10 protein-coding genes are annotated in these 12,690 nt (G+C 40.4%); 1 reads left to right on the top strand and 9 read right to left on the bottom strand.

Annotated elements, in window-relative coordinates; translation table 11 throughout:
* Positions 1 to 578: 578 nt before the first annotated feature.
* The 9 genes from AACT52_RS07275 to AACT52_RS07315 form a co-directional block, all read right to left on the bottom strand.
* Positions 579 to 881 (bottom strand): hypothetical protein, encoded by a 303-nt coding sequence (locus AACT52_RS07275; protein ID WP_073636443.1) that lies wholly within the window; start codon positions 879 to 881, stop codon positions 579 to 581.
* Between the two features lie 41 nt (positions 882 to 922).
* The gene (locus AACT52_RS07280) at positions 923 to 1,873 is read right to left on the bottom strand and encodes a ParM/StbA family protein (protein ID WP_073636444.1); all 951 of its coding nucleotides are present in this window, start codon (positions 1,871 to 1,873) and stop codon (positions 923 to 925) included.
* A 226-nt stretch (positions 1,874 to 2,099) separates the two neighbouring features.
* A complete protein-coding gene (locus tag AACT52_RS07285; protein ID WP_073636445.1) occupies positions 2,100 to 3,080 on the bottom strand; it encodes a ParB/RepB/Spo0J family partition protein in 981 nt (326 codons plus the stop codon).
* Between the two features lie 48 nt (positions 3,081 to 3,128).
* Complete coding sequence (locus tag AACT52_RS07290) at positions 3,129 to 3,449, bottom strand: hypothetical protein (RefSeq protein WP_198941121.1); 321 nt, start codon at positions 3,447 to 3,449, stop codon at positions 3,129 to 3,131.
* The gene (locus AACT52_RS07295) at positions 3,446 to 3,625 is read right to left on the bottom strand and encodes a hypothetical protein (RefSeq protein ID WP_073636446.1); all 180 of its coding nucleotides are present in this window, start codon (positions 3,623 to 3,625) and stop codon (positions 3,446 to 3,448) included. Before AACT52_RS07295 ends, AACT52_RS07290 begins: the two co-directional genes overlap by 4 nt.
* A 40-nt stretch (positions 3,626 to 3,665) precedes the next feature.
* The gene (locus AACT52_RS07300) at positions 3,666 to 4,409 is read right to left on the bottom strand and encodes a hypothetical protein (RefSeq protein ID WP_233154243.1); all 744 of its coding nucleotides are present in this window, start codon (positions 4,407 to 4,409) and stop codon (positions 3,666 to 3,668) included.
* 32 nt (positions 4,410 to 4,441) lie between these two features.
* A complete protein-coding gene (locus tag AACT52_RS07305; protein ID WP_233154244.1) occupies positions 4,442 to 5,344 on the bottom strand; it encodes a hypothetical protein in 903 nt (300 codons plus the stop codon).
* Positions 5,345 to 6,414: 1,070 nt separating this feature from the next.
* On the bottom strand, positions 6,415 to 10,080 hold the full coding sequence (locus AACT52_RS07310) for a hypothetical protein (protein WP_233154245.1): 3,666 nt from the start codon (positions 10,078 to 10,080) through the stop codon (positions 6,415 to 6,417).
* A 209-nt stretch (positions 10,081 to 10,289) separates the two neighbouring features.
* Positions 10,290 to 11,468, bottom strand: coding sequence for a ParB N-terminal domain-containing protein (locus tag AACT52_RS07315; RefSeq protein ID WP_073636449.1), 1,179 nt, complete (start codon positions 11,466 to 11,468; stop codon positions 10,290 to 10,292).
* 550 nt (positions 11,469 to 12,018) lie between these two features.
* On the opposite strand from AACT52_RS07315, the gene AACT52_RS07320 reads away from it, so the two are divergent.
* Complete coding sequence (locus AACT52_RS07320) at positions 12,019 to 12,480, top strand: helix-turn-helix domain-containing protein (protein WP_073636450.1); 462 nt, start codon at positions 12,019 to 12,021, stop codon at positions 12,478 to 12,480.
* The last annotated feature ends 210 nt before the right edge of the window (positions 12,481 to 12,690 follow it).

Below are 12,690 nucleotides of genomic sequence, written 5' to 3' on the forward strand. Positions count from 1 at the left end.
AAAAAGTAAATTTTATACTTTTTTACCACAGAATACTTCTATTTCGGAGATGTCTTTTCTACCAATTACTAGTATTTTATACAGCACCGCAGTTACATACAAACGCTACTGAAATTATCAAAGCACCACATTACCAGCACTTACCACAGAAATATTACCAAATAAGATAAGTGATTTCTTATCTCGCACCTATCAGGATAACCACTAATGCATCACTGACATCCTCCCCATCCTACCTAACGGCTCTTGATGAGAATTCCAAAGAGTCACCCCTTCGGTTTCCTGTCTCTACGGGTGCTACCTAGACTCCTCTTACGATTGTCCCGAACGCATCCGCTACATTTTTCCCGGACAAAGCCGGACAACCTTTATCCCTGAGTTGGGTTCCAAGGTTATTCTTTGAGGCGGTCATACCGCCCCAACCTGGACAATTCCGGACAAAAACGAGTTAACTAGTGGGGCGGTATGACCAAGGTTGTCCGGCTTTGTCTAGGAGTTCACCCTCCCCCGACGCCGACAATTTCACTTTTATCGCAGGTTTAGCCCAACTCCTGCTTCAAAAGCTCCTAAATGCTGCATCATAAATCCCAATCAAGTGTGAAAGTTTCGTCACCATCTTCTGCTTGGTGTTGGGGCTCATCTAGAGTATGCGTTGAATCAGCCACTGTGGCTGACTCCGCTTGTATGGGAATTGTATTAGGGTTAAGGACTACAGTTGGTATTGGTAATGCACCCTGCTTAAACGCAAAGTAGCAATCAACAATAAAGTAAAGCGTCTCTAAATAACTTTTACCTAATCGTTGGGATTCTTGGAATATACGCTCGCGGTAGCTATCTTTGATGCGGACTTTTTCTGGAGTTTTGTCTTGCGGAGAAACCATGTTATTGTGGTGCTTGACGGTTCACTGTTGAAGGTTCATTGTTAGCTGTTAACAGTCGTCACAATTGCTTTAGCCATTTGCAATAGCCCATAAGAATTAGCCTCCACCGGGTTTTCTAGAATTTCAAACCCGTTTTGTATGAGCAGTTTTTTAAACCCAGGCAGTAAGCACCCACCACCAATAGCCCAAATCTCATCCCCTTGGTGTTTAGCATCAAGGGCGAGATTGACTGGTTTTTTCAGATAGGTTTCATACCATTCTTTCAGACAAGTTGTGTATATGTCTTTGATATCAATATCACGGCTGTATTTGGTATGTCCCATTTCCAGACAAAAGCGAATTTTCGATAAGTCCCCAAGCTTCCCACCGTTGAGATGTTTCATCTTCTTAGCAATCTCACCGATGAGAACTTCCACACCAGCAGCGTAGGGAGTATGTACTTCTCTTTTACCCTGGAAGTAACGAGAATAAAGCGTTGTCCCATTCCCAAAATCTACGACGGTTAACTTTTTGGGCAACTTTCGACCAAACAAAGCACCCATACCTTCAGGCACGACTTTGAGAACTTCTACTTTGACATCAGATAGCTTGCCAGCGAGCATTGGTTGGTATTCACCATTGAGTATTTGACACAACTCTGTTGTCAAACCCACATCATGTAAGCTGACAACTAGCTTTAAGTGCCAAACCTTACGATATGGCAAATGAGCCAATGCACCGAGTAAAGTAATAAGGGCATTGTTGACTTTGTTGATGTTGCTATCTGTGTTCCGCTCAAAGTAGTATCCGGTGCGGAAAGCTGACTCACCAACAGTGTAGGCATTACCATTAAAAACCACCCGACCGGGTACATCTTCCATGTCTTCTCGTGAGATGTAACTAGGAATTCTCACGACATCAAAACCATCGACTAACAGTTTGACGCTACCATAGCCATTATCAAAACCCGCACAAAAAATCTTTTGATTCGCGTGAATGTTCTTAGAACTCATAGGGAGTCAAGTGGGGTATAAAACCGAAATAAGTTTAATATACCCTAAAAAGCACCTATATATACCCTATATAGGGGTTAATTTGACCGAAAAAGTTCTTACCAATTTTTGGGGTATTTATAGCCCCCACTTATACCCCATGAATGATTAGATTAATTATGAAAAGGGAGAAGCACGTTCTTAGCTGTCCAAATAGAATGAAACCGCTAATCAACCGAGCTTAATATCAATTTATAACAATCGCTTCAATCTGACTAATCAACTGCTCTAGTTGCTGGGTTTTATTTGGGTCATTCCAAAGCATCTTGTTTTTCTTTGCCATTTCAACTGTTTTAGTCAAGCGTTGCTTGAGGTTTAGAGGTTTGGGCGGTGTTTTAGTATCATTTAATGCTTTCACTCGTTCCTTAATTTCCGAAAGGCTAAGAGAATGGTTAATTGCTTCTTGTAGCAGATTTTGTCGGCTATATTCATCTTTGATACTACCAATCAAAATTCCTTTAGTATAATGAATTTTCCCCTGACGAATAGCATTTAAGATTTCTGCTGGTTTTTTAAACAAAGGAAGCCGAGTAGCGACGAAGGATTGCCAAGTGATTTGCCCGAACGAATCAAATATCTGTTGAACAAGTTCAGCTTCTTCGCTAACCAAAACGTTTTGGTTAGTGGTTCCTTTCGTGGCATTATTCATTCGATATAAAAAACTGACTACTTCTTCTGTGTCATATCCAAGTTGAATCTCAAGCAATCGCAAAGTATTATCTAGCTCCTCCAAAGCACTAAAATCTCGGCGATTTGTATTTTCCGATATGGCAGCGTGGAAAGCGGTACGGTCATCCCAATCAAAAACCTTGACGGGAATAACTTCTAGTTCCAAAATCGTTGCCGCTTTTAATCGACGAAGTCCTGCAACCAGTTCATATTTTCCTGACTGATTTGGAGCGGGGCGAACCCATAGAGGCGAACGAATTCCGTTGGGCTTGATATCGTTTAGTGCCCATTGTTCTAACTCTTGTGGGTCGTAATAATGCCGGACTGGCTTGCCATCTGGAACAAATGTGAATGTGCAAACAATAGCACTGCGCTTAATAAGTTGTTCTTGGGTCACATCGGCTGTTTGGACAATTTTCTCAGCAGCCGCTTGCCCAAAAACGAAGTTCAATTCTTCGTTGTCAGAAATAGCATCTTTAAGTTGTTGTCGAGTCGTCATCTAAAAATCTCCTTCAAGTGTGGAAACCGTGAGTCAAAGCTGAAACCACTACGATTCAGATTCAAATAGTTTCAAAGCTTCTGTAAGGATTTTGGTATAAGCACGTGCCGCTGCTTTGGCAGCCTCTCCTTTCATACGAAACACCGTACTACCTTGTCCTGGCGCATCCTTAATGCATTGACGGTCGGGGAGAGTGGTATTAAGCAATGGTATGATGCCGCTTTGCAAGGCTTCTCTAGCTTCTCGCAACAAAATAGTGTTGTCTTTCACTGCATTGAGATAAACCGCCGCAATCGGGGAACCTCCTCGGATCTCCTTTGCCTGACGCACGAACTGCATAATTTTGCCCGTACTTGCTAGGTCAATCATAGAATCCCTACAGGGAATGCATATTGAGTAGTACCAATCTGCGCCCATAACTTAAACAAAGGGTCAGATGGTTTCATACCCGACTTGGCTATCAACTCTTCTATATACTCTTTCTCTTTCTCTAATTGCTCTTTACTAGGATTATTTTCTGTGGGTATATTTTTAGTATCAGTCATAAAATGGCAATCAAATAAACTGATAAAAATAAGAGATATTTTAGAAACTGGCTTCTTGCTGAGTTAATTCCGTACGGTCTCTTTTCAAGCCTAAATATACCGGAGCAAGCTTGTGATTCATGACAGTATCATGAAAATTATCCATCCAGTTAAATACCAGCGAGCGATATAATACTTGCATATCTGACTCCGGGGTAATTGCAATACCGTAAGGTAAATTTGTATCTTCTAAATCTTGATAAACATAATCTTCCAGCTTAGGCAATATCAGTTCTATCCCATCTAACTTGTTAATATCTTCCTGAATTTGAGTCCCATCATAGTACTTAAAACTATCCCCAAAATGTTGATTTTTCACTACTAAATAATCAGCGTGACTACGAAAAATATGATAGAGAGATTGCAAGTACTTAACACAATCTCTGCGGTTTGAAATAGGATGAATAAAAGTGGCACGACGATAGCCTAAAGAACTCAAATTGTCTAGAAAATATATTTCCTTCTCAAATCGAAAAAAATCCAATAGATTTTGACCTGGCATATCAGTAAATGCCAAATCAATTTCTGAAAACATTTCCAGTTCGTTTAATAAAAGGTCAGAATCACCTCTATTCAGTCCTAAATGGCTAATATTAAAGCCTAATTTATCATAGACTGATAGCTGATTAGACAAGTCACCAGGACGCTGACCATGGTAAAAAGCACGAATATTTAAATCATGCTTCTTATACAATTCCAGCAACAATCTAGAAACTGTAGACTTACCAACACGCGAATCACCCATTGTAATGATAAATCGTCTTCTAAACATATAGGTTATGCAGCATTTTGAGCTTTGTCGTCTACAGTAGCTTTCTCGGTTCCATCTTCTTTCACAGTATGTGAAAATCCTTTAGGCAATTGTTCGCAATTAAAACCTAATAAGTTCTGATCTGGCTTTAATTTTTCTTCAAAATCGTCCAACCACGACTTAACTCTTGCCCTAACAGCAAGAAGAGAACCAAAATCTTTAGAAGAAGCTTGCCTGAAAGTTAAATCATTTTCATCAATAAAATCATAACAATAATCAATTAAATCAGGTATTAAAACTTCTACTAAACCTTTGCCAAGTAATATTTCACGAATAGTAGATACATCATAGCGACCAAATTTTTCCTTATCTCCAAAAAACAGGTTTTTAACAACTACATAATCAACTTTGTTTTCACAGTATTTATGTAAAGCATTTAAAATGTTTACAGAGTCACGAAGTCGATTAATAACCGACACCATAGTAACTCTGTAGCCAAGTTCATCCGCCAGCGTATCAAAGAAAGATAGCTCTTTCACAAATAATTCAAAAACTCCACCTGATTGAGCTGGTAAATCAAGTAAAACTAATGGAAAAGTTTCTGCTTCCAAATCGATTAACAATTGGTCTGCTTTTCCTCTATCAAACACATTAATACAACGAACTAAACCAGTGTTGAATTTTTCATGATGTCGGCGTAATTGATTATTACGCTGGTCAGCATCATAAGCAATACAAAAAAGATTTTTATCAATATAAAGCTGAAGCAAGCCTCGTGAAAAGGTACTCTTCCCAACACCACCTTTATCACCAGTAACAATGACAAGTCTCTTTGTTTTTTCTTCAACCTGATGTTGTTGATTGTCCTGCTGCTGTTGTTCATTATGAAGAGACATAGGATGATTCCTTTTAATATTAGTACGAGCCATATTTAAGAAGTTTTGAAATAAAAATTATCTATTAAAGTTGACAACGAATTGAGATAGGTAAATTTCAGTCCCAAAGTTTGGGAGTTCTATAATTTCGCAAGAGTTGTGTCCATACACAACCTGCAAGAAAATATTTCCTGAGAACACTCCAATTAAGGGGAATGGAAAAAATTTATCAATTCTGAATATAAATACTAGTCATCAGCCATCAGTCAACATAGTTTGCTTAGAAACTACCCTCAGTATCCCAATCCAAACTAGAAAGGAAAACAAACTAATATTTAATTTGCTTTGTAACTTTAGTATTAAATGTAAATTCAATTCCCCGTTTATAGATATATAAAACTATTTTTTTAATATCAAAAACCAATCAGATTCCAGAGAAAAAATCATAAACAATTAACTATAAAACTAAATAATAATATTAGTTTTGTATTAAGGATTTTTATACAAAACTAATAATTTTTAGGTAAAAATTTAGCATCAGTTAGAGAAATATCTAATGAACACATACTCCTGATTTATCAGAGATAAAATTATTAATTTTGTGTTTAGTATTTTTATACAAAACTAATAACTTTACCCCAGGTCAAGGGAAACATTAAAGAACTTCTATACAAAATTAATATTTTTTGTAAGTAAAGTGCGTTTTGCCTATCCCATAGATTAATCCCCCCCAAATCAAACGCAAAACTCCTACACTTAGCTTAATTAAAAACTACAGCCAGGAGAGTTGATGAGTAACAACCACACCCATTCATACATATTAGTATTCAAATACCGAATTAGTTAAAATACCCATATCCAGTCAGTAAGTAATACTTCTTACTTTTCACGGTATCTGGAAAACCTCGCTTCTATTTCTCTCTCCTTATAGGAGAGAGACGCAAGAATTTTGGGGAAAGAAAGTTAGATTTTTTGTGGACTTTTCCACACACATGACGTGAAAAGTCAGAGTAACACTTTCACCCAAAGCAATTAAAATACCAACACGCCAAAGTTTAGGGCAAAGCTACTCACCAACCAGAAGTGGTGAATTTAAAATTATTAATTGAAAATTCACTCTGCAATCAAGAACTATCCCACAGGGGCATTAACTCCTCAACCAGCCAATCTATCCCCACCCCAATATTTGCCATGACAGCGAAGGCATGACCCAACAATTGCCCTCGCACATCAAGAGATACATATTGAAGAATTGCCCCAAAGCGAGTACCTACCACCTGGGCAACTTGAATGAGATTTACTACCGCCTCCACGGGAGACTCTTCACCCACCAGAGGAAAGTAAATTTTTGCCAACCAAGTTTCATCACTAGAGAGAAGTTGTTCGCCTCGCTCTTGTGCAACACTTTTGAGTATCTTCGCAATCAATACCCGCAATTGTTTCCACCCCCCAATGTGGGACATATGTTCTTTCACAATTTGAGATACCCTTGATTGCTTGATTGCCTTCTCCTTTGGTAATGCAGCCGCAATTTCATCAACGACATCCTGCTGAGTCGGTTTCTCATTTCCTGATAAAATTTGTCTGGCGATCGCCTTGGTTAAAACAAACTTGGTTTGTTCGCCACATTCAGCAGCCCGCCAATCTATCTCAATCGCCCGCACGCTTTGGAATTTGCACCCAGGTAATTCCTCTTGCAGGAATCCGACATCGAAATCCCCCACAAAGTAATAGATTAATTCCTCTTCGGGACGCAGGTGCGCTCGCAAACGACCTGACTCTTGGAGAATTTCAGCACGAACCAAACTATCAACAAATTCTTGGAAGTTGAAATCACAGAACTTTGCCACCGCCAGGTTTTCTTCTTTAAGTGGGGATTCTTCAACTGATATATCCGCCACCACACCAGTCAATATTTGATACTCGGCTGCTAACTCTCCAATGTTTGGATAGGGAATACCCAAACTCATCAGCACGTTGACATCCGTAAAGCGGTTAATTCCCCGCCCGTCGCGGAAGTGATACCCATCGCCTGTTTGTGCAAAAGCTTTACGTTCAATAATAGCAACCGACAAACCCAAATACTTGCTGGTAATAGTTTCTCTCAGCGCTGCCACTCTCTGTAAAAGCGAATCGCGTCTATCACGACCCAACAAGCCCATACCAGTAACGTGGACAACTGTCAAGTTGTCATAGCTTGGCACAAGCTGCTCGATAACGAGGATATTTTCTACTCCCACTCCCAACTTCAGCGCTAAATAGCGCACATCCAAGGTGCCATCGAGGTAAATATTAAACTTAGCCGCAGTTGCCACTTCCCGGTGGCGATTATCTTCTAAATGTACACAGAGTATACCTTTATCAAAATGGAACGACCCTTTAATATGGTTTGCCCACACTTGAAGTACAGGAACTAACCAGTTGAGCAATACCTGGTTGAGTTGCTCTTTAGCTTCAGTATAAGTCTGACCTCTAAGAACTTTATTTATACGTCGCGATGCTATTTTCTCTGCCTTAGTCCCGGTACTGGCTTCTATACTATCTGGAGCTGACCGTAGAAAAGATAAATCTGGACGTAGAGCAAGTTCCACCTGGGAAATTATATCAGCAATATCTTGTGGTATCTCCCCCAACATCTGACGAATAGCTGTATCGTTATAGCCATAACGAGGAGTCAGCCGGGTGGAGACGCTTGTCGGCTTGGGCGACTTGACGTTACAAGTTGGTAGAGTAGTATCCTTTGTGCATAACATCTCTTCCCCGTACTCTTTTCCCCAAAGAAGAAGCCTTAATTTCTCAAATATAGGTTGAAGTTTTGTAAATAGGAATGGTATGGCTACAGCTAACTCACTAGCCGTTTGATTGAAATCAGTTATAGTAACTTCAATTTTTTTGCGCGATCGCATAACGAGTGAAGCTTCATCCCAGAATGCACCGCACTCAGAATATTCATAATCATTACAGTTAGGCAAACTATCGGGATGGGCGCGTATTTGAGAATAGTTAAATACAGAGTAGCGTTCATACCTATAACCAAATCCCATACCCCTGTTACTGCGACAGGCATTGGGCATGTGACAGCTAAGACAAATCGGATTGGAGGAGTTTTCAATATTAGCTATATTTTTCGACCCCAAAGCACGAAAAATGGGAGTACGGTGACAGTTAGAAGGAAATAATTTACCAACGTAAGTTCCCGTTGGATGCACCAAAAAAGGTTGCCCCATGGGTGTAAGTCTGGCATGGTCATAAGCTAACCCGTTATGGCGGGGAGGCAAATCTACAAAGTTCTGCTCGACTGTAAATGTTGTTGGATTGCGATGGTCACTAGCAAGATACCACAGTTGATGTAAGTTAAATTCTGGAGCCTTCATACTGCCAGCGGTGTGAGACTTACCCAACCCAGGAGCAGACTTATCTAATATATGTTGCCAACCCTTGGCGACGGCTTCCTTCCAGATATTAACGCGCTCGTCTCCCTGGTAAATAATCTTGGGACAACCAAGTTGGATATATTCGTCGGGAGTGGGTAACTCGCCAGGGATATATATAATAGTTGTCGCAGTTTGCTGTTGTCGGTACTGACGCTTTTGTTGTTGGAATCCCCGGTGGGGGCGAACCAACCGTTTGATTTTCAAGATCTGGTATTTTATGTCATCCCAAAAGCGAGAAGGATTTCTCGATAAACTCTCAAACTGCGCCCAGGTGAGCAACTCGTACTTACCAGCATACTCATCCGGATCAGCACAGGATTTATCAAGTTGTCCCCACCAAGCCACCCTTAAGGTATAACCCCAACGACTCACCAACTCATAAGTACGGCGGTACTGACGCATCACATTTTTATTTGCAGGAGCACCCGCATCAGCCCACAAAAGTAAATCTTTCGTCCCACCTAATCGTAAAGAAGCAGCAGTAAGATAGCGCCTCAAAGTTTCAGGACTCCCCGCAAAGTTACCACCTGCTGCACCAATAGTTATTTGGTTTCTCAGTTGGGCGATAATCCAGGGCTTGAGAATACCCTCAGCAAGTCCAATATATTGTGGTAAAGGACTAACTTCGTTAACTGGAGTACAAAAAGTAAGAGGTAATTCACCGTTTTGCAGATGAACAGTCGCACCATGAGGACGCTTTTTTGTACGGGAAGATGCCCATAGGTATTTGGGAGCATCGCCTGCTGGGTTATCAACTCGCAGCTGCCAACCAATAATTTGTCCTTGCGGATTCCACACTGGGCAGAGATATCCCGCTTGGGGGGTAATTAACGAACCCCCACCAAGGGAAACACCCGCTAGTTGGTAGGAAACTTCCCTGTCAAGTTTTTGCCATTGCTCAACCGATTTAAACGAACCGGCGGTTATCAACTCCGAGTTTAATCCCCGGCGCTTTAAATCCTCCTGATGACGGGAAGATAACTGTAGTTGTCCAAAAATATCTCGAATTTGCGTATTGCGAGCTTCCTCCGGAAGAGCTTCGCTAACGCCTTCTGTAAGGCTTGCAGCATAGCGGGCTTTTTCTTGTCGCAGGCGTTCAATACGTAACGAACGCCAGTGTTCAGACCACTTGCGACGAGAAACTTCATCTATATCCCCGCTATTGCGCCGTACTATTCCCCACAATCCATCACTCGTAAGTTTGAGGAACTGCCAACCGGGTGGTGCGCCAAAAGCATCCGTCGCGCTCATACACAGCACCATATCAGGATTATCCGGTAAGTGACGGCAGCGTCTGCGCGTATCACCACAAACAGGACAAGGATTAATACGGGAAGTAGGTATATACTTTCTCATTGCTCACCTTTTGTATAAAAGAGGTGAGGCACAAGAAAAAGTACAGTAGCTGGTAAAAGTGAAACTAAAAATCTTTTTTTCATGCGAGTTCACCATCTTGAAAAAATTTGTGAACTCGTGCTGCAATTTCTACGCCAAGAATGCTAACCTAGTTATTACTAAATATTGTGTTTGGGGTGTTTCTCCCTGGCTCATTGGTTAGCAAGCAGCTATCTAAGCAGCACGAGAACCCCAGCATTTTCATTTCTAGACAACATTTCAAGCTCAATCCTGCGTTGCGAAATCATCTCTTCAAGCTTGCCGCCCTCCAGTAACCTTAAGAAAGCTTCTTCTTCCATTGTTAAATGAGGAAGCTTCAGCATTTCAGTCACTGCCAACCGCATGGGATAAATCAAATTAGGCTTTTGTAACAATCTAAATATTCTTTTCCTTTCTTCCATAGATGGTTCCTCCACCAAAAAAGCATCTACTTGTTGAGGTCGGAGATTTACAGTCTCTAAACTCATAGAACTCAAGCTTCTAAAACCAAACTCAATAAACTCATTAGTTATTTTAATGACACGACCGCATATTTCAAATTCCGGACGCAAGCGTTCTCTAAACTGATAAACCTGCCCAATTGCAAACCCTCGGAACGGGTTACGAAAACTCGTCCGCACTAACCCCAATCCGTCTCGAATACTATTTACCTCACCTTTTTCAATCACATCTAGTACCTCGTCTCGCTGCGGACAAGAAATGAACTTATAGGCTGCATCAATACTTCGGTTCAGTTCCCGCAGCAACGCATCAGCAGCATACAATTTCCCCGAATCCTGTAATTGAGAAATTAACTCAAATACTTTCTTACCCTTAGAGTAACTGCCAGTGCTTATTTTAAGCTTATTAGCAACAGCAGCACGCACATCAAGCCGAGGTTTTTCTTGCAAGTGAGTTTCATCTTCTGCTTCTGTCAAATTTGACGAAAGCAGACAAGTACGGGCATAACTAGCACCCTCCTGCTGGCGTTCTTTCGCCTGGGGACGAAATACAGATTCCCAGGATTTCCCTTCTGCCAATTTTTGGAAATTGGTTTTGTTTCCACGAGTTATGTTAAGCGAAAAAACTGCATTTAACTCTTGCTGTGGAGATAAGTAGTTCCCAATTTTGATAGGAACAGTCGCCAACCCCAACTTCTTAGCTATTTGCAAACGACACTTACCTGAGAGAACAACCTTTTGTCCAGTGCGAGATGAAACTTCCAAGGGAGTAATAATCCCCTCCTCTCTAATACTTGTCTCTAATTTAGGACGATTCTCCTTTTCACCATAAATTTTTATTAACTTTTCATGGATAACCAACTCTGCGGGGGGAATATAAATAACATCTCGGTTATCTAAAGCAGACATATTTGTACACAGGGTTTATTACAATACGTTCAGTAAAAAAGCAAACTTTTATCTGAAGACCAAAACACATTCCTTAGTCTGCAATACTTACGTAATATGCAGTTGAGGAATAGAAAGTTTCAGAAAAATTACAGTTTTCAAACACTATTAAGTTTGTTAATTAACAATATTCGTATAGTAGTAAACCGTAAAAATAGACAAGTTCAAGTAAAAATACATGGGTATTAACCCATAAAAATTTAGATGACTGAAAAGATGTGTAAAATCTTTGAAGAGAGATAAAAAGCGCCTATAAAAAGGAAGTTGCGTGAAAAACCGTAGGTTCATGCTATGATAGTCCCATATGTAAATGAACAAGCAAAATGTCCAGCCTGTTCCAAGCAGGTTGGTCTGGCTTTTTCTAAAAGTCCTAAGCGCCCTCAAAGTCCTAAGCCCATAGGATTTTGAGGAAGTTTTTTACAAGAAAGACACTATACTGAAAAAGCATAGCACAGATAATTAGATTTGGCAAAACCTTTTGTAAAGTAATTTTTCAAATGGGTTGGGGAAATTGAGTAGAATACTGAGACTAACAGAAGAAGAAAAAGACATACTCAAGAAAATAGCTGCCTCAGAAGAAAACCCCATAGCTCAACGTGCCATCATCATCTTGAAGATGTCAGATGGAATTGCAACTACAAAAATCGGCGAAGAAATGGGAATATCCGCATGGGGAGTGGGATATTGGCGTAAAAAATGGTTAGAGTACAGGTTTGCAGGGACAAATTTAGAGTTAGAAATCAGAAAGTTTCTAGAATCAAGCAAGGGTGGTAGACCCAAAAAGTGTAAGGAACCACAAATAGAAAAAATTATTGAAATTAGCGAATGGAGCCGAGAAGACAGTCGGTCAAAGCACGAGCATAACAGCCGAGTAGCGCAAGAAGCAAGAATGAGAGGATTACCAAAACTTTCACCAAGGAGTATCGGTCGCATTCTAGAAAACCATAAAGAAGAATTAACATCTAACATTTAATTAATTCCGCAAAATTCAAGAGTCCGTCTATAGAACCCATTTGACATCTAAGAAGAGGCCGCAAGCCTTTTCAGCATCAGTCTAATAAAACAAAGATTGACCTTGGCAGTTGCATTAGCCAAAGTTCTCTCAAAGTTCTTGACGAGGATTTTGCAGGGAGCATCCCAGTTTTTATTTAGCGAGCAAAGATTAATCCATTAAGATAGGCAC

The organism is Scytonema sp. HK-05, from assembly GCF_963872035.1.
GTDB lineage: Bacteria > Cyanobacteriota > Cyanobacteriia > Cyanobacteriales > Nostocaceae > Kalymmatonema.